The organism is Kitasatospora sp. NPDC057595 (assembly GCF_042800875.1).
Classification (GTDB): domain Bacteria; phylum Actinomycetota; class Actinomycetes; order Streptomycetales; family Streptomycetaceae; genus Kitasatospora.
The window spans coordinates 141248-162214 of sequence record NZ_JBHVGL010000013.1 but is presented as its reverse complement, the minus strand read 5'-3'; the positions used below and the strand labels follow the sequence as shown (position 1 = coordinate 162214).

Genomic DNA, 20967 nt, shown 5'->3' with positions numbered 1-20967 from the left:
TTTAGTGATTGACGGTCCGGAATCACCGGAACCGCCGGGCGACCGTGCGAAGCACCGGATCGCACACCCCTGGTCGGAGCACGCACGAAGAGGCGGGTCCGCGCGGCCGGCCACGGGGGGAGCGCACATGACCGGGCCGTTCTCGCGTCGGGCGAAGGGCGCGGAACCCCCCGTTCCGGCACCCTTACCGCCCCCCGCCGCGGAGTCGCCCCCCGCTCCCGAACCGATCGCCGTTCCCGAAGCCCCCTACGACTACGCCTACTTCAGCCGGCTCGCCGGCCGCGCGGAGGAGGTCACCGCCGCCGAGGAGCCGTACCGGGTGCGGTACCGCAGCCTGCTGAGCCGCGAACCGCACCGCGTCCGGGCCACGCTGCTCCTGCTGGCCGCGCCCCTGGTCGAGGGCGTGCTGCTGGTCTGGCTGCTCCAGCCGGGCCACTGGCCGGTCCGCCCCGGCGAGACCGACACCTGGCTGCTCGCCGGCGACAAGGTGATGATCGCGATCATCGCGCTGGTCGAGGTGTTCCGGCTGGTCAACGTCGTCTCCAACGCCCATGCGACGCTCGCCGCCCGCGACCCGGTCCCGGTGACGCCCGAACGCGGCACCCGGGTCGCCTTCCTCACCACCTTCGTCCCGGGCAAGGAGCCGCCCGAGATGGTGCGCGCCACGCTCACCGCCGCGCTGGCCGTCCGACACGACGGCCCCTTCCAGGTCTGGCTGCTGGACGAGGGGAACGATCCCGCCATGCGCGATCTCTGCGACGGGCTGGGCGTGCGCCACTTCAGCCGGGACGACATCCCGCAGTGGAACACGCCCAAGGGCCGGTTCCGCGCCCGGACCAAGCACGGCAACTACAACAGCTGGCTCCAGGCGTACGGCGCCGACTACGACTTCTGGGTCTCGGTGGACACCGACCACGTGCCGCTGCCCGAGTTCTGCGAACGCATGCTCGGCTACTTCCGCGACCCCGACGTCGCGTTCGTCGTCGGCCCGCAGGTGTACGGGAACTACCGCACCTCGGGCTCGCTGGTCACCAAGTTCTCGGAGAGCCAGCAGTACCTCTTCCACGCCCTGATCCAGCGGGCCGGGAACCGCTACGGCGCACCGATGTTCGTCGGCACCAACAACGCCGTCCGGATCGGGGCGCTGCGCTCGATCGGCGGGCTGTACGACTCGGTCACCGAGGACATGGCCACCGGCCTGGAGTTCCACCGGCACCGCAACCCGGCCACCGGCGAGCGCTGGAAGTCGGTCTACACGCCGGACGTGCTGGCGGTCGGCGAGGGGCCGTCGTCGTGGACGGACTTCTTCTCCCAGCAGCTGCGCTGGAGCCGGGGCACCTACGAGACCCTGCTGACCCAGTACTGGCGGGCGGCGTGGGGGCTGTCACCGGGCCGGCTGCTGAACTACACGCTGATGGTCTCCTACTACCCGATGGCCGCGCTGACCTGGCTGCTCGGCGGGGTGTCCAGCGTGCTCTACCTGGGCTTCGGCGCCTCGGGCGTGCATGTGTCCTCCGAGCTGTGGATGGCGCTCTACAGCGACGCGGCCGCGCTGCAGATGCTGCTCTACACCTGGAACCGCAAGCACAACGTGAGCCCGCACGAGCCGGCCGGATCGTCGGGCGTGGCGGGCATGGTGATGTCGGCGCTGTGCGGGCCGATCTACGCCGCTTCGCTGCTGCAGACCCTGCTGCGGATCCGCAGCCGGTTCGTGGTGACGCCGAAGGGCGAGTCGGCCAGCCCCGACCGGATCCGCACCTTCCGCCTCCACCTCTTCTGGGCGCTGGTCTTCGGCGGCGCCGTCGCGGCCTCCTTCCTGACCGGCCACGACCACATCGCCATGCGGACCTGGGCCTGCCTGGCCCTCCTCCTCAGCCTGCTGCCGATGCTGCTGCTCGCCGCGGACGCCGTGCAGCGCCGCCGGGCCCGGCCCGTCTCCACCCTCTCGCTCGGCCCGGCTCCCGAACCCGGGTCCGATCCCGCTCCCGAACCCGCTCCCGAACCCGGGTCCGATCCCGGGTCCGAGTCCACGCCCGCACCCGCGGCCACGCCCGCCACGAGGGGATGACGAACCACCGTGAAGATCCGCCACACCGGCCGCACCCGGCGCTTCGCCCTCGGCAGCACCGTCGCCCTGACCGTGGCCGGGATGAACGCGCCCGCCGTCCTCGGCTTCGCCAACGACCAGTACCACCACTACGTGATCAACCGCCCCGCCTACAAGGCCGAGTACGGCCACTGGCAGACCCTGGTGCTCCCCGCCGAGTTCCGGATCAACGCCATCCACGCCGCGCTGCTGCGCACCGGCAAGGTCCTGATCATCGCCGGCTCCGGCAACAACCAGAAGAACTTCGACGCCGGCACCTTCAGGAGCCTGCTCTGGGACCCGGTCGCCAACACCTACAAGAACGTCCCCACCCCCGCCGACATGTTCTGCGGCGGCCACACCGCGCTGCCCGACGGCCGGATGCTGGTGGCCGGCGGCACCCGCCGCTACGAGGCGCTGGACGGCGCGGTGAAGAAGGCGGCGGGCACCATGCGGATCCGCAACGAGGACCCGGACGCCGCCCACACCCTCCCCAGGGGCACCGTCTTCCGCGCGCCGGACGGCCGCGAGTACGTCTCCACCGACGACGTCACCGTCCCCGCCGCGACCAAGACCGGCGCCGGCACCGCGACCGTCGTCAAGGCCGCCGAGACCCGGGTGTTCGCGGAGGCGGTGGTCCCCGGCCGGGCCTCGGTGCTGGACGCCCCGGCCCAGTTCACGGTCAAGGGCCTGACCGGCGCCGACGCCCGGAACGTCTACGGCACAGCCGAGCGGATGACCCTGGAGAAGCAGGACTACCAGGGCATCCGCGCCGCCTTCGAGTTCAACCCGGACACCGAACTGTACGAGCAGGTCACCGACATGGCCTACGCCCGCTGGTACCCGACGCTGACCGGGCTGGGCGACGGCCGGGTGGTCACCGTCTCCGGGCTGGACGACACCGGACAGATCCTCAGCGGCAACGACAACGAGATCTACGACCCGGCGCGCAAGACCTGGTCCAAGGCGCCGGACCGCTACTTCCCGACCTACCCGTCGATCTTCCTCACCGCGACCGGCCGGCTCTTCTACTCCGGTTCGAACGCCGGCTACGGGCCCGCCGACAAGGGCCGGGAGCCCGGGCTCTGGGACCTCACCGACAACAGCTTCCGGCCCGTCCCCGGGCTGCGCGATCCGGAGCTCACCGAGACGTCCGCCTCCGTGCTGCTGCCGCCCGCGCAGGCGCAGAAGGTGATGGTGCTCGGCGGCGGGGGCGTCGGCGAGTCCCCGCTCTCCACCGCCCGCACGGACATCGCCGATCTCAACGCCGCGCAGCCCGCGTTCACCCCGGGCCCCGACCTGCCGGCCGGCGGCACCCGCTACCTCAACAGCGTGATCCTGCCCGACGACACCGTCTTCACCACCGGCGGCTCGCGCGACTACCGGGGCAAGCACCGCAGCGACCTGCTCAAGGCGCAGACCTACCACCCGGACACCAACACCTTCACCACCGCCGCCGAGCCCACCGTCGGCCGGAACTACCACTCCGAGGCGCTGCTGCTGCCCGACGGCCGGGTGGCGGTGCTCGGCTCCGACCCGCTCTTCAACGACAAGGCGGGCACCGAGCCGGGCACCTTCGAGCAGCGGATCGAGATCTACAGTCCGGCCTACCTGTTCCGCGGCGAACGGCCGGAGCTGTCCGACGCCCCGGCCGCCGCCAGGCTCGGCGGCACCGTCCGGGTGGCCACGTCCGCGCCGGACCGCATCGCCACCGCCAAGCTGGTCCGGCCGAGTTCGGTCACCCACGCCACCGACGTCGAACAGCGCTCGGTGGCCCTGGACATCGGCGCGCGCACGGCGGACGGCGTCGCGCTCACCCTGCCCGCCAACCCGAACCTGCTGCCGCCCGGCTGGTACATGCTCTTCGTCACGGACGCCGCCGGCACCCCTTCGCCCGCGCGCTGGATCCAGGTCACGCCCTGAGCCGGCGGGCGCGGGGCGCAGCCCGCCGCTACCCCGCGGTGCCGGTGCCGCCGCCGGTACCGGTGCCGGCACCCGCCGTCGCCAGCCCCAGCGCGTACGGGAGCCAGAACTCGCCCGCCGGGGGCTCGCCGCGACCGCACTCGCCGTCCGACTCCCCCGGGTTCTTGATCCAGAGGTACGCGTCGACGCCGGGCCGCCCGGTCTCGCTCGTGGGCGGCGCGCCGAGCGCGCGGCCGGGCGGGTTGCACCACGCCTCGGAGTCCAGCGGGCCGTTGCCGTTGCGGCTGGTGTCGACGACGAAGTGCTTGCCGTCCAGCAGGGCGGACAGCTGGGCGCCGAACGCGGCGTTGCGGTCGGTGGTGAAGAAGTTGGAGACGTTCACCGCGAAGCCGTCGGCCGCCGCGATGCCCGACCTGCGCAGCGCCTCGGCCAGCGCGGACTGGTCCGACGTCCACCCGGGGTTCCCGGCGTCCAGGTAGACCCGCACCCGCGGGCGCTTCTTCAACTCCTGGACGGCGAAGGCCAGCAGGCCGTACCGCTCGGCGGCGGCATCGCCCTTGACCCCGCAGCTGTCCAGGGTGTGCGCGATGGCGTCCGGTTCCAGCACCACCCAGGCCCGGCGGTCGCCGAGGGCCTCCGCCAGGCCGGTGATCCAGGCCCGGTAGGCGGCGGCGTCGGGCGCGCCGCCGGCCGAGTAGAGACCGCAGTCCCGGTGCGGGATGTTGTAGGCGACGAAGACCGGCGTGCGGTCGGCCTCGGCGGCGCGGCGGCTCACCTGGTCGGCGATGTCCCGGGCCGCCTGGTCGCCGAGCCACTGCGAGGACGGCTGGCCGGCGATCCGCAGCAGGGTGTCGGCCTCCGCCGTCCGGCCCCGGCCGCGCAGGGCGGCCGACTGACGGGCGACGGCGGTCCGGTCGGAGACGTAGAAGGTCTGGCCGGGCAGCTGCGGCAGCGCGGCCGCACCCGCCCCGGGTGACGCGGGCGATGCGGCCGGTACGGTCGGCGCGGCCGTCGTCCCGGTCGAACTCCCTTCGCCGGAAGCGCCCTTGACGCCGGAGGTGCTTCCGCCGCCCCCCGAGCATCCCGTGGCAGCCGCCAGCAGCCCCAGCAGCGCCGCCCCCGCGGCCAGCCGGAACCCCGCCCCTCGCCCAACTCGGCGCACGTACCGCCCCTCCCCCGACCCGGTCCGGGCCACCCCGGCCGGCCCCAAGCTTCGCACACGGGGCCCCGCCCGCCGCCCACTATCGGGTGAACGGCGGGCTCTCACGGACCGGGAGACGCTCCGTCAGGACGGGCCGGGGGGTGCGGCGGTTCAGGCCTGCTTGAGGTCCGGGATCCGCCAGTCGATCGCGTCGACCCCGAAGCCCTCCAGCGCGGTGTTGATCTGCGAGAACGGCCGGCTGCCGAAGAACAGCTTCGCGGACAGCGGCGACGGGTGCGCGCCCTGGACCACGACGTGCTTGTCGGTGTCGATCAGCGGCAGCTTCTTCTTCGCGTAGTTGCCCCAGAGCACGAAGACCACCGGCTCCTCGCGCGCGCTCACCGCCTTGATCACCGCGTCGGTGAACTTCTCCCAGCCCTTGGCCTTGTGCGAGTTGGCCTCGTGCGCGCGCACCGTCAGCACCGCGTTGAGCAGCAGCACGCCCTGCTCGGCCCAGTGCATCAGGTAGCCGTTGTCGGGCGCCGGGATGCCGAGGTCGGCGTCCAGCTCCTTGAAGATGTTGCGCAGCGACGGCGGTGTCTTGGTGCCCGGCAGCACCGAGAAGCTCATGCCGTGGGCCTGGCCGTCGTCGTGGTACGGGTCCTGCCCGAGGACGAGCACCCGGACCTTCTCGTACGGCGTGGCCTCCAGCGCGGAGAACTCCTGCCCGCTCGGCGGGAAGACCTGGTGCTCCGCGCGCTGGGCCGCCACGAAGGCCGCCAGCTCGGCGAAGTACGGCTTCTCCGTCTCGGCGCCCAGCACCGCCTGCCAGGAACCCGGCAGCTCCAGGCCGGCACCCGCTTCCGTCCCGCCCACGTTCGCCTCGACCGTCCCCGCCTCGACCGTGTCCGTCACGACGACCTCTACCTCCCACCGGACGGCCGCTCACCGCCGCACCGCCCCGACCTGCGGGCATATCGCGCCCCTCGCGCCGTACGCCCTCTTTCACCCCGAACGCTACACAGGCCCACCGACAACCGGCTCCCCCGCCGCCGAACCGGCCCCTTCCCCGGCGGTCCCGAGGCGCAGAGCGAACGGGCCCCGCTCCCGGCCGTCGGAACACGACCGGCCGGGAGCGGGGCCCGCGACAGCGGCTCGGGACTAGATCAGCTCGACCAGGTCCGCGATCGACTTGACCACCCGGGTCGGCCGGTACGGGAAGCGCTCCACGTCGGCGGCGGCGGTGAGGCCGGTGAGCACCAGGATGGTCTCCATGCCGGCCTCCATGCCGGCCACGATGTCGGTGTCCATCCGGTCGCCGATCATGACGGCGGTCTCCGAGTGGGCGCCGGCCGTGTTGAGCGCCTCGCGCATCATCAGCGGGTTGGGCTTGCCGACGAAGTACGGCTCGACGCCGGTCGCCTTGGTGATCAGCGCCGCGACCGAACCGGTGGCCGGCAGCACGCCCTCGGTGGACGGGCCGGTCTCGTCCGGGTTGGTGCAGATGAAGCGGGCGCCCTGGTTGATCAGGCGGATCGCCTTGGTGAGCGCCTCGAAGCTGTAGGTCCGGGTCTCGCCGAGGACGACGTAGTCCGGGTTGTTGTCGGTCAGCACGTAGCCGGCCTGGTAGAGCGCGGTGGTCAGGCCCGCCTCGCCGATCACGTACGCGGTGCCGCCGGGGCGCTGGCCCTTCAGGAACTTGGCGGTGGCCAGGGCGGAGGTCCAGATGCACTCCTCGGGCACCTCCAGGCCCATGCCGGCCAGTCGGGCGCTGAGGTCGCGCGGGGTGTAGATGGAGTTGTTGGTGAGGACCAGGAACGGCTTGCCCGACTCCCGCAGCCGGCGCAGGAACTCCTCCGCGCCCGGAATCGGGGTGCCCTCGTGGATGAGGACACCGTCCATGTCGGTCAGCCAGGACTCGATGGGCTTGCGGTCTGCCACGTGCGTGTCTCCCGAAGTCTTGCCATGTCATGCGATGGCGATGGTCGTACGAAATTGCGGCGCATCGCCGTCACCGTTGCGCCTCCCACCGGCCGGACCCTCCTCGGGACACCGGACCGCCGGGGGTACTGCTGGCTGCCCCAACCGGGCCACAGCCTAATCCGCACACCAGGTCGACGGCAGTACGTCCCGCCCGCCGGGACGCCCCGGGACGCCGAGGCCGCTCGGCATGCCCTCCTCAAGGGCTCCTTAAGACGCCCCTAACCGCAGCGATTCCCCCTTCGGCAGCAGGGTCCGACCCCGCTACCGTGAACGCCACGCCGCCGCGCCCCCCACCGCGGCGGCGGCACGGCGCCCGCCCCCGGCGCGCCCGCACGTGCCCCCTCGACGGCCCGCCCCGTGGCGGCGCCGAATCCGGGGCCGGGCGGGCGCGCCGTGGTTGAGTAGGCCGCATGACGACCTCCGCGCGCCCCGTCCCGCCGACCGGCCCCTCCGGCGGCCACCCGCCCTTCCGCGTCGGTCTGATCGGCTACGGCCTGGCCGGCTCCGCCTTCCACGCCCCGCTCATCGCCACCACCCCCGGGCTCCGGCTGGACGCGGTGGTCACCGCCAACCCGGAGCGCCGGGAGCAGCTGCGGCGCGAGCACCCCGGGGCGCGCGCCGTCGACACGCCCGAGCAGCTGCTCGCCGACCCGGAGGCGCTCGACCTGGTCGTCATCGCCTCCCCCAACCGCACCCACGCCCCGCTCGCCCGCGCCGCCCTGACCGCCGGGCTGGCCACCGTGGTCGACAAGCCGCTGGCCGGGACCGCCGCCGAGGCCGGCGCACTCTGCGCGCTCGCCGAGTCGAGCGGCACCCTGCTCACCGTCTTCCAGAACCGCCGCTGGGACGGCGACTTCCTCACCGCCGCCCGGCTGGTCCGCGAGGGCGCGCTCGGCCGGGTGCACCGCTTCGAGTCGCGCTTCGAGCGCTTCCGGCCCAAGCCCAAGGCGGGCTGGCGCGAGCTCGCCGACCCGGCCGAGGTCGGCGGCACCTTCTACGACCTGGGCAGCCACCTCGTCGACCAGGCGCTCACGCTCTTCGGGCCGGCCGACACGGTGTACGCCGAGATCGACATCCGGCGTGACGGCGCGGTGGTCGACGACGACGCCTTCCTCGCCCTCACCCACGCCGACGGCACCCGCTCCCACCTGTGGACCAGCGCCGTGGCCCCGCTCGTCGGCCCGCACCTGCGGGTCCTCGGCGACACCGCCGGGTACGTCAAGTGGGGCATGGACCCGCAGGAGGCCGCGCTGCGCTCCGGGCTGCGCCCCGACCCCGCCGCCGCGACCCCCTGGGGCACCGAGGACCCCGCCCGCGACGGCGTCCTCGGCACCGACGAGTCCGCCGTGACGGTGCCCACCGACCCCGGCGACTACCCCGCCTTCTACGCGGGCGTCGCCGCCGCCCTGGCCACCCCCGGCACCCCGCCGCCGGTCGACCCGCGCGACGCCGTCGCCGCCCTCACCGTCCTGGAGGCCGCCCGCGCCTCCGCCGCCACCGGCACCACCGTCCGTCTCGGCTGACCCGGGCCCCGGCCCCCGGCCCGACCGGGCCACTGAACTCCGCTGAACTCGGCCCGCCGGCCCTGTCGGCCCGCTCCCCCGTCCGCCTACGCTGCACCCCATGCGGAGCTGGGAGCAGCGGTACCGGAAGGGCCTGAGCGACAGCGCGGAGCAGCGGCGGCGGGCAAGGGCCGACGCGGTCGCCCTGCGGCGCCGCAGCTGGGCCCGGGGCGAGAACGTGCACGGGACGCCGGTCACGGTGACCACCCCGGACGGCCGGCCGGTCGGCCTGCGGGTCGTGTGGGCCGGCGCCGGACTGCCCGCCGACGGAGAGCCCGACAGGCGCCGGACCGGCGACCGCTTCCTCGCCGGCCTCCTCGGGGTCCTCGCCGCGCTGTGGGAGCTCGTCGGCGCCCTCGCCCTCCTGGCGCTCGCCCTGCGGTGGCTGTTCATCGAACTGACCGGCCGCCCGCACTACGCCGTCATCGCCACCGCCGACGGCACCCCCGTCGCCGTCCACCGCACCCGCCGCCGCGGGCAGGCCCTGATCGCCGCGTCGGCGCTCGCCGACCGGATCGAACACGACGGCACCGCCGCCCTCGCGTGACGGGGGGCGGGGAGCAGCGCCGCCGGGAGCGGGAGTGGACCGCCGAGTTCGAACGACGGGCGGCGGCGGCCGACGCGGCGCGGGCGGAGCGCGCGCGGACCGAGCGCGCGGCTGCCCTGCGGGCGGCCTGGGCGCGCGGCGAGCGCGGCGAGCGTCATGCGTTCACCGAGGTCGGCGGCCCGGACGGCGGTGAGCCGGTGCGGATCGCGGTGGTCTGGCTCGGCCGGTTCCGGGCCGTGGCCAGGGCCTGCCGCCCGTCGGCCTCGGGAGGCGGCATGATCACCGACGGGCTGGGCCTCGTCCTCCTGCTGCCGGTCCTGCTGCTGCTGGGGCTCGACCACGGCCTCCGCCTGCTGTTCCTGCGGCTGTCCGGCCGGCCGCGCTGGGCCGTCGTCGCCGCCGTGGGCGCGGGCGGAGAGCCCGTGGTCGTGCACCGCGGGCGCGATCAGCGGCCCGCCGCCCTCGCCGCGGCGGCGCTGGCCGAGCGCGTCGAGCGGGAGGGCGCGGCGGCCCTGCGGACCGCGGGCGGCTGAGCGGGGTCAGACGCCGATGACCTCGACCGCCGAGCCCAGCCCCTTGAAGTCCGCGACGTTGCGCGTGTACAGCGGCAGGCCGTGCGCGGAGGCGATCGCGGCGATCATCAGATCGATCCGGCGCGGACGCGGCTGCCGCCCGGCGGCGATGGTCAGGGTCACCAGGGTCCCGTAGCGGGCGGCGGCGGCCGCGTCGAAGGGCAGCGGCTCGAAGTCCGCCATCGCCGCGCCCAGCACCTCCATCCGGGCCGCCCGGCTGATCGGGTCGCGGGCCATGGAGACGCCCTGCTGCAGCTCGGCGAAGGTGATCGCGGTCAGCTCCGGCACGGCCGGCAGGTCGGCCGGACTGAGCAGCGCCAGGTCGATGTAGACACACGTGTCCAGCACCCCGGCGGGCCGCCGCCGGGGGCCCCGCCGCCGCTCAGCCACGCCGCGGCCGCTCGAACGGGTCGCCGTCCTCGTCCCCGACCAGCTCCTCCGGGCCGAAGTCCTCCTCGGCCTCCTTGCGCATCTGCTGGTAGTCCACCCGCGGCAGCTTCACGTGCCGCGCCACCAACTCCTCCGCCGTGAGCCGCCGCCGCCCCACGACCGGCCGCAGCTCCGCGACCTCGACCCCGTTCCTGGTGATGTGGAAGGTCTCCCCCGCCTCCACGGCGTCCATCACCGCGGCGGAGTTGTTCCGGAACTCCCGCTGGGAAATCGTCTTCATCCTCCCAAGGTAGCCCCGTGTAGCACCCGCGGCTACACCTCGCGCTCGACCCGATCCAATAAATCGATCGCACGGACGCCGGCCTGACACCGCGCCGGTCCTGCCTGCGGGCGCGGGTGAGCGGTACGCCGACCGGGAGGGCGGGCGCACCGATGCCGGGAGGGAGACACGGTGACCTCCACATCACGCACCTCACGTCCAGGGCGTGGATCTGGCCGGCTTCCAGCACGTGGGTGCACCCGATCCATCGAGCACGCTCCCGCTGACCTGCGGGGACTTCTATTCACCGGGTCCGGCCAAGCAGATCGGCACGCGCGTCTGCTTGGCCGCGCGGGACGACGGGACGAGCCAGGTGTGGGTCAGCGCCTTCCAGACGTCCTGAACCGGGAACCTTCGCGGGGGTTCGGTCGTCTTCTGCCCTGACAGAGCTGATGCACGGGTCCGGAGCACACAGGGAGGGCGGGGACGTGACGGTGATCGCGATGCTGCTCGGGGTGCTCCGGGTGCTGAGTGGGGAGTGGCTCGCCGAGGGTGGCGGGTCGCTGACCTCGGTGGCGGCCGCGGCGGCCGTGGTACTGGTGGCCGGGGCGGTCGCGGGGGCGCTGGTCGTCGCGCGGCTGCTGGGGGCGCGGGCGCCCGCGAGCGTGCGGAGCGGGGTGCTGCGCAGGCGCGCGTTCCGGACGGCGTTCCTTCCGCAGCGCGATCCGGACGCCCGGGGCCGACGGCGCCCGAGGGCGCCGGGGGCGGCCCCGGCGGCCGCGTAGTCCCGTCCCGGAAGCAGTCCCTTCCCGGCACGCCGCACAAGCGCGGCCGTCCTCCGCCGACCACTCGTACCCCGAGGCCCCGGAGGGCTCACCCCGTCATGTCCGTCTTCGCTGTTCTCGACCCGGCCGTCGGCCTGGCCCACGACATCGTCGCCGCGCTCGCGCACGTCGTCCCGACCGCGCTCGCGATCGTCCTGTTCACCGTCTGCGTCCGGTTGGCGCTGCACCCGCTGGCGCGGGCGGCGGCCCGCGGCGAGAAGTCGCGCGCCCGGCTGGCGCCGCGGGTCGCCGAGCTGAACCGCAAGCACAAGGGCCGCCCGGAGAAGCTCCAGGCGGCGCTCGCCGAGCTGTACCGGGAGGAGAAGGCCTCGCCGTTCGCGGGGTGCCTGCCGATGCTGGTGCAGATCCCGTTCTTCTCGGTGATGTACCGGCTGTTCACCACGCCGAACGACCTGCTCGGCCACACCCTGTTCGGCGCCCCGCTCGGTCTGCACGTGGGCCAGGTCCAGGGCGCGGGGCAGTGGGCGGTGTTCGCCGTGCTGTACGCGGGCCTGGCGGCGGTGGCGTACGCCGGTTTCCGGCGGGCCCGGCGCGCGCAGGCCGCGCAGGCGGCCAAGGCGGTGCCGGGCACGCCGCCGCAGCCGGGGTCGGCGTTCCTGCCGTACCTGTCCTTCGGCACGGTGCTGTTCGCGGCCCTCGTGCCGCTGGCGGCCGGGGTCTACCTGCTGACCACCACCACCTGGACCGCCGTCGAGCGCGCCTGGCTGTACCGGGACGGCGCGCCGGAGCCGGCGGGCGTCGCCCTGGTGTGACGCCCGGGTCGGCCGGCCGGCCCGGCCTCCTCTAGCCTGTGTGATCGTTTGGACCGGTCGGGCCGGACGATCACACAGGTGAGATCACGCGGGTGAGATCACACGGGCGAAGGGAAGGGTCGGATCATGGCGGTCGCTGCTCCGGCGTTGGCCGAGTTGCGGGAGGTCTGCCAGCCGCAGGCGAAGCTGGCGAGCCGCAACGGGGAGCACTGGGCGGGGCGGCTCTACATGCGCGCCGTGTCGCTGCGGGTCACCCGGCAGCTGGTGCGGACCTCGGTGTCGCCCAACACCCTGACCTGGGTGATGGTGGTCTGCGGGGTGGGTGCCGGGGCGGCGCTGCTGATCCCCGGGCTGCCGGGTGCGGTGCTGGCGGTGGTGCTGATGCAGGGCTTCCTGCTGTTCGACTGCGTGGACGGCGAGGTGGCTCGCTGGAAGCGGCAGTTCAGCATCGCCGGGGTGTACGTCGACCGGCTCGGCGCGTACCTGGCGGACGCGGCGCTGATGATCGGCGCGGGTGTCCGGGCGGCCCGGGGCGGTTCGGAGCTGTGGGTGTCGGTGGGTCTGGCGGCCGCGCTGGGCGTGGTGCTGCTGAAGGCGTCGACCGACCTGGTGGACGTGGCACGGGCGCGCAGCGGGATGGCGCCGGCGAACGAGGAGTCGACGCAGCCCCGCTCGCAGGGCATCGCGACGGCGCGCCGGCTGGCGTCGGTGTTCAAGATCCACCGGGTGACCAACGGGATCGAGGCCTCGCTGGTGCTGCTGGCGGCGGCGGTCGTGGACGCGGTGGTCGGCAACACCGACCCGACGCAGGCGACGGTCGCCGCGATCACCGTGATCACCTGGGGGATGGTGGTCGCGCACCTGGCGTCGATCCTGTCCTCCTCCCGGCTGCGCTGAGCCGGACGTAGGACGGCTTCGGGACGGCGCGCCGACCTGCGGGGCGGCGCGCCGACCTGCGGGGCGGCGCGCCGTCAAGCGTCCACGCGGTGATTCGGGGGCGCGCAACCCCCCTCTCCGGTCGCACGGCGAACCGTCCTCGGGGGCCACGGCGATGCCCCCGGAGGACGACGCGGGCCGGTCGGACCGGGTGCGAACGTGGCTTCAGGGGACCGGAGTTCGGGCCCCGGGGAGGGATCACCATGAACGTCACCCGCACCGCCCGCGCCGGCCGCCGCACCGTGCGGCTCGCCGCCGTCGCACTGGCCGGCGTCACCGTCGTCGCGCTCGCCCCGACGGCGGCGACGGCGGCTGGCGGCACGGACGCACCGCCCGCCGTATCGGCCGACGCCGCCGCCCGAGTCGACCCGAGCCCCGAGCTGCGGGCCATCGTCGAACGCGGCGCCTCGACCGCCGCGTTCGGCGAGGCGCGCGAGAACGGCCGCCGGGTCTGGCGCGACGCCGCCGGGGTCGCCGACCTCGACTCGCAGCGCCCGGCCCGCGCCGACGGCCGGTTCCGGATCGGCAGCGTCACCAAGACCTTCGTCTCCACGGTCACGCTCCAGCTCGCCGACGAGGGGAAGCTCCGGCTGGACGACCCGGTCGAGCGCTACCTGCCGGGTGTCGTCCCGAACGGCGGCGCGATCACCCTGCGGCAACTGCTCAACCACACCAGCGGCTTGTACGACTACCTGTCGGACCCTCGTTTCCTCTTCGAGGACGAGGCGAGCCTGCGCAGCTACCTCGCCGACCGCCGCTGGAAGACCTGGACCCCGACCCAGCTGATCGAGGTGGGCACACAGGGGACGCCGTACTTCCCGCCCGGGCAGGGCTGGCACTACTCGAACACCAACTACGTCCTCATCGGCGAGGTGATCCGCAAGGTCACCGGGCACAACTGGCGCAGCGAGGTGGACCGGCGGATCGTCAAGCCGCTGCACCTGAACGACACCACGTTCGCGGGCGCCCGGACGAGCATCCCCGGACCGCACGCGCACGGCTACGCCAAGCTGCCGGAGGGCCCGGCCGACATCACGCTGATCAACCCGAGCTTCGGCGACGCGGCCGGCGACGGCATCTCCACCACCGCCGACCTCAACCGCTTCCACGCCGCGCTGTTCGGCGGGAGGCTGCTGTCGCCGGCCCGGTTCGCCGAGATGACGACGGCCGTCCCGGCGCCACTGATCTTCGCGCACTACGGGCTGGGCCTGATCCGGTACGACCTGTCCTGCGGCGAGGCCTGGGGCCACACCGGCGGGATACCGGGCTACAACACGCTGTGGCTCGGGGCGAAGGACGGCACCCGGCAGTTCTCGCTCTCCTTCAACCTCACCCAGGGGTCCGAGACCGATGACACCTTCACCACGCTGAACGCCTTCATCGAGAAGGCGTCGTGCGGCTCGGCCGGCGCCGCCACCCCGGACGCGCGCACGGCGAACTCGCCGTTCACGCCGCTGCCTTGAGCGACCGGCCGGGCGGGGGCACACGGGCGTCAAGCCCGCTGATGCCGATTAGCCATCGCGGCCACCCCCGCCGTTCGACCGGGTCCGGGGATACCGCCGATGGACTGCCGGAGGCCTCCGAGGCAATCCGCAGGACGACGCGGGGCGGGTGGGGCGGATGCGAGTCTGAGTGACACGAGGGCCCGAGGTCCGGGCCGGGGAGGGTGGATCGGCATGGCGTTCATTCAGGCTCAAGCACCGCGCAGACGTGGCCGGTTGGGGAAGCGGATGGCGGCCGTCGCACTGGCCGGGGCGAGCGTCGTCGCGCTCGCCCCGGCGGCGACGGCCGCGGCGGCGGACTCACCCGCCGGGGTCGACGCCCACAGGGGAGGCGTCGATGCCCGGGCGGAGCTGCGGGCGTTCATCGCGGACGGCTCCTCGACGGCCGCGTTCGCCGAGGTCCGACAGGACGGCCGCCGGATCTGGCAGGGCGCCGCCGGCACGTCCGACCTGGCCACCGGGCAGCCGGTCAGGCCGGACGGCCGGTTCCGGATCGGCAGCGTCACCAAGTCGTTCGTATCGACGGTCGTGCTCCAGCTGGTCGCCGAGGGCAGGCTGCGGCTGGACGACCCGGTGGAGCGCCACCTCCCGGGCCTCGTCCCGAACGGCAGTGCGATCAGCGTGCGCCAACTGCTCAATCACACCAGCGGATTGTTCGACTACCTGGAGGACCCGCAGTTCTTCTACCGGGACGAGGCAAGCCTGCGCGACTGGGTCCACGGGCCGAGCCGGTGGCAGGACTACCGGCCGGAGCAACTGGTCGCGATCGGCTTCTCGCACGCGCCGTACTTCGCGCCGGGGCAGGGCTGGAAGTACTCGAACACCAACTACGTGCTGGCCGGGCTGCTGATCCGGAAGCTGACCGGGCACAGCTGGCAGAGCGAGGTCGAGCGGCGGATCGTCCGGCCGCTGCACCTCGACGACACGACCTTCCCCCGGTCCGAGACCGGCGTGCGCGGCCCGCACGCCCACGCGTACGCCAAGCTGGCGGAGGGCCCGGCGGACATCACCCGGCTGAACCCGACCGTCGCCGACGCGGCGGGCAACGGGATCTCCACGCCCGCCGACCTCAACCGCTTCCACGCCGCCCTGTTCGGCGGCAAGCTGCTGCGGCCGGCCGAGCAGGCCGAGCTGACGCGGACGGTGCCGACCGGCTCGGGGCACTCGTTCTACGGACTCGGCGTCGCCAAGGCCGACTTCGGCTGCGGCCCGCTGTGGGGCCACGACGGCGGCCTGCCGGGCTGGGGCACGCTGCTGTTCGGCACGGCGGACGGGAAGCGGCAGGTCGCGCTGTCGTACAACCCGTACGAGGGCACGGACCAGTCGGGCCTCGACGAGGCGGTCGTCAACGTGGCGATCAAGACGCTGTGCGGCGCTCAGGCTCCGGCCGGCGCGGTCGCGGACGCGACGGCGGGGCTCTCGGCCCTGCGGGGCGCGGGCGCACTGGGCGCCACGCGCTGACCGGCGACCGGGCCGCCGACCGCTGGACCGTCCGCCCCGCGAGCGGCGGACGGTGCGTCAGGGGCGCACGAGATCGAAGGAGTTACTGGCGCCCGTGGACCGGAGGACGTGCTTCCCGCTGTCGGTGAGGTGGTTCACGAACGTGAGGGTGCATCGCAGGGGCCACTGGATGCTGACCGTCACCAGGTGCTCGGATTCCGGGTCCTGGCGGTAGCGCCAGGCTCCCTCCGTCACCTTCACCGCGCTCGCCGTGGAAGGGGATCCGGGATCCTCGCAAGCGGACGCCGGTATCGCGGAAGACCGGCCGAGCCGTCCGCCCTCCAGCAGCTCCAGTTGGGCATCGGTCGGCCCCTCCGCCACCCATCGGCCCGCCGGGCTCGGCGGCGGGTCGGTGGAGAGGAGGGAGGGGAGCACGAGGAAGGCGCCGAGCGCCAGGAGGAACGCCAACACGACGGCGGGGACGGCATACTGCCTTGATTTCGACACGCCGGGGAGGGTAGCAGCGTGGATCTCCGGCCCCGGAGTGCGCTCCGGGGAGGAGGTTCGACCAGCCGATCGGCAGGTGGACGAGGGGAGTTCGGCACCGGGACGATGATCGGGCCACGGTCGTCGTCATCCTGCCCACCCCCTGCGGCGGCGATGGCGGGGCAACGGCGGTGGCGGATGCGTCCGACCTGGCCGACCGGGCAGCCGGTCAGGTCGGGCGCGCCGCCCCGGGCGAGGGCTACTCGGGTATGCGGTGGTCGCGGTCGCGGCGGTGGGGGTCGTGGAGGGAGTCGGATCGAAGCCGGCAGACCGCGCCGACGATCGCCGCGGTGATGATGAGGGCCAGGAGACCGAGCATGGTCAGGCCGCGTGGTCGAGCTCGAACCAGACCAGCTTGCCGAGCTTCTGGGGCTCGGTGCCCCAGCGGTGGGTGAGGCCCTGGACGAGCTGGAGGCCCCGGCCGGATTCGGCGAGCCCGGCGGGGGTGCGGGGGTCGGGGAGGTCGGAGGAGTTGTCGGCGACCGAGACCCGGAGCGTGCGGTCGAGGATGAGGACGAGGACGACGGGCGAGTCCGTGCGGCCGTGACGCCAGGCGTTGACGATCAGTTCGACGAGCGCGAGTTCGGCGTCGGCGATGAGGTCGGGCCGGAAGCCGGCGAGGTTCATGACGGAACGGAGCGCCTCGCGGGAGACGGTGAGGGAGGGGGTGTTGCGGTTACACATGGGGACTCCCAGCGGTGTAGGTGGGGCGCACCGGACGGAGGCATGAGGGTGCCAACTGCCCGGGTCGGGGAGGTTGATGACAAGCCGTCCGGTGAGCGGTGCATCACAGACTGTAGAGCATGGAGCGGTACTTGTACCGCCAATGTCGAGACTTGTACCGTCAATCGCGGCTGGACTCGCACAACGCTCGCGGTGGATGCTTGGGCGCATGCCACCAACCCCAAGTGCACGAAGGCAGCGGGTCGGCATCGAGCTGCGAAAGATGCGAGATGCCGCCGGCACGACCACTGCCGAGGCCTCCACGGTCCTCGGCGTGGACCGCACGAAGATCACACTGATCGAGCAGGCCCTCTATGCGGTGACACCCGAGAGAGTCACCGCACTTGCCCGCAAGTACGGCGAGACCGACGACGGGTTCGTCTCGGCGCTTGCGACGATGGCGGGTGATCGCTCCAAGGGGTGGTGGGAGGAATACCGGGGAGTCGTGCCGCTCGGATTCCTCGACCTTGCCGAGCAGGAGTACTACGCAAGGGCTACGCAGTCCTATCAGATCTGCCACCCGCCCGGCCCCATGCAGTCCGAGCGGTACAGCAGGGCCATCTTCCGGGATGCCCAGCCGCCACTGACTCCGCGGATAGTCGAAACGCGTGTCGAGCATCGCATGCGACGGGCCGAGGTCCTCATGGCGGAAGGCGCGCCGCCCTACACCGCGATCGTGCACGAGGCTGCGCTCCGCATGCAGTTCGGCGGACGCGAAGTGCTGCGTGAACAGTTGAACTGGATGCTGGAACTGTCGGAGCGTTCGCACATCACGCTTCGCGTCATCAGCTTCGACGCCGGGGGATTCAAGGGTTCCGGACAAGCCCTGATCTACATGAACGGCCCGGTCCCGCGACTCGACACCGTCCAGTACGACACTGTCGAGGGTCCGACGTTCCTGCACACAACGGAACATCTGGAGAGGTATCGCGGACTCATGAAGGTGATGACCGATCGATCGCTCTCCGTGGACGGCTCTCGCGACCTGATTTCAAAGATCAAGAAGGAGCTCTGATGGAAGAACTCTCCTGGACACGGCCGTCGTCGTGCGCTAACGCCAACAACTGCCCGGAGGTGGCCATAGCCGACGACGCCGTCTACCTACGGAGCAGTCTTCAGCCGTCCGCCATAGCCCGGCTGACCCTCTCGGAGTGGCGGGACCTCCTCTCCGGGGTCCGCAACGGGGAGTTCGACGTCTGACCCTCTCCTCCCTCCCCCTCCCAATTTCCTCAAACTTCCCTGGAACCGCCCCCGTCCTGCGGACACCAGATCTGCGTGGAGTTCTCCTTGTCCAGTAAGCAGACGCAGGCCGGCGAGCGCCAGCTGTTCGCCGAGCTCTACGATCAGCACGCTCGCACGGTCTTCGCGCACGCGTACAGATCCACCGGGGACCGCGACCTCGCGGACGACATCGTCTCCCTCACCTTCCTCGAAGCCTGGCGGCTCCGCCGGAAGCTCCGCGACGAAGTCCTCCACCCCCGCGCCTGGCTGCTGGCCATCGCCACCAACGTGCTCCGCAACACCGCCCGCACCGCCCGCCGGCACCGCGACGCCATGTCCCGGCTCCCACGCCGCGACCCGATCCCCGACTTCGCCGACGAGGTCGTCAGCCGGATCACCGACGCCAACACGGCCGCCGCCGCCGTCCGGGCACTCGACCAGCTCGGCGGCCCGGACCGCGAGGTCTTCACCCTCGTCGTCTGGGCCGGCCTCGGTTACGCCGAGACCGCCCGGGCACTCGGCATACCCGTCGGAACCGTCCGCTCCCGGCTCTCACGGGTCCGGGACAAGCTCCGCCGGATCGTCGACGCCGAGGATCCCCCCGCGCCACGCCGGAGGGCCGGCCTCGCCATCAGCCATCAGTCCGTGGGCCACCACCAGGAAAGGCGGCCATGAGCAATACGCGCACCAACCACTCCGAGTGGAACGAACACAGCGAGCGCCGTGAACTCGCCCGGCTGCTCCCCCCGCCGCCCCACCCGGAACCCTCCCCCTCGCACCTGGCCGCCCGCCGCGACGTCCTGCTCGCCGAGTTCGGCCGCCCCCGCCCCTTCTCCGCCCTCACCGCCCGCTGGCGCAGCCTGGTCGTCGTGACCGCCGTCGCCACCGCCGCCGCCATCACCGCCGCCGCCCTCGCCCCCGACACCACCACCTCGCGGGCCCCCTCGCCGCCCGCCACCGCCGCGTCCGTCGAACTCCTCGACCGGATCGCCAGGGTCGCCTACGCCCAGCCGCAGCCCCCGGCCCAGGACAACCAGTTCACGTACCTCCGGACGGTCTCCCACAGCCGCAGCCTCACCGAGGCCCCCGACGGCAGCATGGCGCGCGCCGACCTCACCACCCACACCGAGCGCTGGACCTCGGTGGACGGCACTCGGACCGGTCTCGAACGCCGCAACGGCGCCGAGACCCAGCTCCCCTACACCACCGGCTCGATGGGCTCCCGCACCTACCGCCTGCTGTCCACCATGCCGACCGACCCCGACGCCCTGCTGAAGCAGATCTACGCCAACGCCCGGCTGAACCACGGCTCCGGCTCGGCGTCGAGCACCGGGGCGGACCACGAGGCCTTCATCACCATCGGTGACCTCCTGCGCGACGTGGTCGCCCCGCCCCAGGTGAGCTCCGCGCTCTACCGCGCCGCCGCCCGCATCCCCGGAGTGGTGACCGTCGACGACTCGGTCGACGCCACCGGCCGGCACGGGGTGGCCGTGGCCCGGGTGAACGACGGCCGGCGCTTCGAGTGGATCTTCGACCCCGCGACCCTGGGGCTGCTCGGCACCCGCACCGTCCTGATCCGGGACGGAGTGTGGGGCAGCGCCGGTGACGAGGTGGACTCCACCGCCGTGCTCGCCCAGTGCATCGTCGGCGCCCTCGGCGAGGCAGCTCCCGCGGCGGCTGCGGAATCAAGCCATTGAGCCAATTCGGCCAGCCATTGTCCGGTCCTCGTCGGAACTATTGTGCGAACGGCCGATCGGGCGTTGGGTCGTGGCAGCACAGTCCTGCCACGACTCATCAGGGGAGAAGTTGACCGTGCGTTCCTCCCGCATGCTCGCCGTCGTCACCGCGGCCGCCGGCGCGCTCGCGCTGGCGGCACCGGCGGCCACGGCGGCACCCGTACCGTCCGCACCGGCGGTCGCGTCCGCCGACGCCCAGCAGTCCGCCGGTCCGGCGAAGGCAACGCCGTCCAAGCCGGTGATCGCCACCTACAAGGGCCGGAGGATCGACCTGGCCAAGGGGTGGGACGGTGCGCGTGTCTGCACCGAGGTGACGAGCGGTGCCGTCTACTGCCACGACAGCGTCGCCGAGGCCGACCAGGCCATCGCCACCATCGACCCGGTGCTCGCCCAGGCCGCCAAGGCCGCACCGGCCCCGGCCGCCGGCGTCGTGCTGTCGCCGGCCTCGCCGTCGGAGTGCGGCTCCGGCTACGCCTGCCTCTGGGAGCACTCCACCTACACCGGCGTCCTGCTGCGCTGGTCGCAGCCGGGCACCAAGTACCTCTCCGACTGGTCGTTCCGCGACCAGGCCAGCGCCGCCTGCGCGTTCCGCTCCGGCGGCATGACGATCTACGACGAGCGCACCCTGCAGCCGGACCCCTCGTTCTACGTGGGCAACGGCTCCTGCTACGACCTCGGGCCCGCTCCCTACCCGTACGGCGGCTACTGGAACGACAAGGCGGACTACGTCGTCCTGTAGTCCCCTCCCCCGGCGACGCCCGAAGGCCGGCCCCCCTCCCCGGGGTACCGGCCTTCGTCGCGTT

Annotated in this window: 22 protein-coding genes; 15 read left to right on the top strand and 7 right to left on the bottom strand. The window is 73.2% G+C overall.

Features of this window, described 5'->3' with window-relative positions:
* Nucleotides 1-127: 127 nt before the first annotated feature.
* On the top strand, nucleotides 128-2068 hold the full coding sequence (locus ACFU9E_RS20945; RefSeq protein ID WP_380687339.1) for a glycosyltransferase family 2 protein: 1941 nt from the start codon (nucleotides 128-130) through the stop codon (nucleotides 2066-2068).
* A gap of 9 nt (nucleotides 2069-2077) precedes the next feature.
* Nucleotides 2078-4009: a galactose oxidase-like domain-containing protein gene (locus ACFU9E_RS20940; protein ID WP_380687337.1), complete on the top strand. Its 1932-nt coding sequence runs from the start codon at nucleotides 2078-2080 to the stop codon at nucleotides 4007-4009.
* A gap of 28 nt (nucleotides 4010-4037) precedes the next feature.
* On the opposite strand, the gene ACFU9E_RS20935 is transcribed toward ACFU9E_RS20940, so the two are convergent.
* From ACFU9E_RS20935 to ACFU9E_RS20925, 3 genes are all read right to left on the bottom strand, one after another.
* On the bottom strand, nucleotides 4038-5171 hold the full coding sequence (locus ACFU9E_RS20935; RefSeq protein WP_380687335.1) for a glycoside hydrolase family 6 protein: 1134 nt from the start codon (nucleotides 5169-5171) through the stop codon (nucleotides 4038-4040).
* Nucleotides 5172-5321: 150 nt separating this feature from the next.
* A complete protein-coding gene (locus tag ACFU9E_RS20930; RefSeq protein ID WP_355370160.1) occupies nucleotides 5322-5999 on the bottom strand; it encodes a uracil-DNA glycosylase in 678 nt (225 codons plus the stop codon).
* 312 nt (nucleotides 6000-6311) lie between these two features.
* On the bottom strand, nucleotides 6312-7091 hold the full coding sequence (locus ACFU9E_RS20925) for an HAD-IIA family hydrolase (RefSeq protein ID WP_355370040.1): 780 nt from the start codon (nucleotides 7089-7091) through the stop codon (nucleotides 6312-6314).
* Between the two features lie 452 nt (nucleotides 7092-7543).
* Here ACFU9E_RS20925 and ACFU9E_RS20920 point away from each other — a divergent pair, with 452 nt between their 5' ends.
* From ACFU9E_RS20920 to ACFU9E_RS20910, 3 genes are all read left to right on the top strand, one after another.
* On the top strand, nucleotides 7544-8656 hold the full coding sequence (locus ACFU9E_RS20920) for a Gfo/Idh/MocA family oxidoreductase (protein WP_380688296.1): 1113 nt from the start codon (nucleotides 7544-7546) through the stop codon (nucleotides 8654-8656).
* Nucleotides 8657-8756: 100 nt separating this feature from the next.
* Entirely contained in the window at nucleotides 8757-9242 is a 486-nt protein-coding gene (locus ACFU9E_RS20915; protein ID WP_380688294.1) for a hypothetical protein, read from the top strand.
* A complete protein-coding gene (locus ACFU9E_RS20910) occupies nucleotides 9239-9775 on the top strand; it encodes a hypothetical protein (protein ID WP_380688292.1) in 537 nt (178 codons plus the stop codon). The genes ACFU9E_RS20915 and ACFU9E_RS20910 overlap by 4 nt, the downstream gene beginning before the upstream one ends.
* Before the next feature lie 6 nt (nucleotides 9776-9781).
* Here ACFU9E_RS20910 and ACFU9E_RS20905 read toward each other — a convergent pair whose 3' ends face one another.
* Together ACFU9E_RS20905 and ACFU9E_RS20900 are read right to left on the bottom strand one after the other, a co-directional pair.
* Nucleotides 9782-10162, bottom strand: a complete 381-nt coding sequence (locus ACFU9E_RS20905; RefSeq protein ID WP_380715236.1) for a type II toxin-antitoxin system VapC family toxin — start codon at nucleotides 10160-10162, stop codon at nucleotides 9782-9784.
* 34 nt (nucleotides 10163-10196) lie between these two features.
* On the bottom strand, nucleotides 10197-10484 hold the full coding sequence (locus ACFU9E_RS20900; protein ID WP_380688288.1) for a type II toxin-antitoxin system Phd/YefM family antitoxin: 288 nt from the start codon (nucleotides 10482-10484) through the stop codon (nucleotides 10197-10199).
* A gap of 467 nt (nucleotides 10485-10951) precedes the next feature.
* Here ACFU9E_RS20900 and ACFU9E_RS20895 point away from each other — a divergent pair, with 467 nt between their 5' ends.
* From ACFU9E_RS20895 to ACFU9E_RS20875, 5 genes are all read left to right on the top strand, one after another.
* Entirely contained in the window at nucleotides 10952-11248 is a 297-nt protein-coding gene (locus tag ACFU9E_RS20895) for a DUF6412 domain-containing protein (protein WP_380688286.1), read from the top strand.
* Between the two features lie 98 nt (nucleotides 11249-11346).
* Entirely contained in the window at nucleotides 11347-12060 is a 714-nt protein-coding gene (locus tag ACFU9E_RS20890) for a YidC/Oxa1 family membrane protein insertase (RefSeq protein WP_380688284.1), read from the top strand.
* Nucleotides 12061-12186: 126 nt separating this feature from the next.
* The gene (locus ACFU9E_RS20885; protein ID WP_380688282.1) at nucleotides 12187-12957 is read left to right on the top strand and encodes a CDP-alcohol phosphatidyltransferase family protein; all 771 of its coding nucleotides are present in this window, start codon (nucleotides 12187-12189) and stop codon (nucleotides 12955-12957) included.
* Between the two features lie 242 nt (nucleotides 12958-13199).
* Nucleotides 13200-14459, top strand: coding sequence for a serine hydrolase domain-containing protein (locus tag ACFU9E_RS20880; protein WP_380690222.1), 1260 nt, complete (start codon nucleotides 13200-13202; stop codon nucleotides 14457-14459).
* A 267-nt stretch (nucleotides 14460-14726) separates the two neighbouring features.
* Entirely contained in the window at nucleotides 14727-15959 is a 1233-nt protein-coding gene (locus ACFU9E_RS20875; protein WP_380715234.1) for a serine hydrolase domain-containing protein, read from the top strand.
* A 57-nt stretch (nucleotides 15960-16016) separates the two neighbouring features.
* On the opposite strand, the gene ACFU9E_RS20870 is transcribed toward ACFU9E_RS20875, so the two are convergent.
* Entirely contained in the window at nucleotides 16017-16445 is a 429-nt protein-coding gene (locus tag ACFU9E_RS20870; protein WP_380715232.1) for a hypothetical protein, read from the bottom strand.
* Nucleotides 16446-16805: 360 nt separating this feature from the next.
* On the bottom strand, nucleotides 16806-17168 hold the full coding sequence (locus ACFU9E_RS20865; RefSeq protein WP_380684152.1) for an ATP-binding protein: 363 nt from the start codon (nucleotides 17166-17168) through the stop codon (nucleotides 16806-16808).
* A gap of 76 nt (nucleotides 17169-17244) precedes the next feature.
* Here ACFU9E_RS20865 and ACFU9E_RS20860 point away from each other — a divergent pair, with 76 nt between their 5' ends.
* From ACFU9E_RS20860 to ACFU9E_RS20840, 5 genes are all read left to right on the top strand, one after another.
* Nucleotides 17245-18222 (top strand): helix-turn-helix domain-containing protein, encoded by a 978-nt coding sequence (locus ACFU9E_RS20860; RefSeq protein ID WP_380684151.1) that lies wholly within the window; start codon nucleotides 17245-17247, stop codon nucleotides 18220-18222.
* Entirely contained in the window at nucleotides 18222-18407 is a 186-nt protein-coding gene (locus tag ACFU9E_RS20855; RefSeq protein ID WP_380684150.1) for a DUF397 domain-containing protein, read from the top strand. Before ACFU9E_RS20860 ends, ACFU9E_RS20855 begins: the two co-directional genes overlap by 1 nt.
* 87 nt (nucleotides 18408-18494) lie before the next feature.
* Nucleotides 18495-19103 carry an RNA polymerase sigma factor gene (locus ACFU9E_RS20850; protein ID WP_355370583.1) on the top strand — a complete coding sequence of 203 codons (609 nt, stop codon included), beginning with the start codon at nucleotides 18495-18497 and terminating at the stop codon, nucleotides 19101-19103.
* Complete coding sequence (locus ACFU9E_RS20845; protein WP_380684149.1) at nucleotides 19100-20125, top strand: CU044_5270 family protein; 1026 nt, start codon at nucleotides 19100-19102, stop codon at nucleotides 20123-20125. The genes ACFU9E_RS20850 and ACFU9E_RS20845 overlap by 4 nt, the downstream gene beginning before the upstream one ends.
* A 115-nt stretch (nucleotides 20126-20240) precedes the next feature.
* Nucleotides 20241-20903 carry a peptidase inhibitor family I36 protein gene (locus ACFU9E_RS20840; RefSeq protein WP_380684148.1) on the top strand — a complete coding sequence of 221 codons (663 nt, stop codon included), beginning with the start codon at nucleotides 20241-20243 and terminating at the stop codon, nucleotides 20901-20903.
* Nucleotides 20904-20967 lie beyond the last annotated feature (64 nt).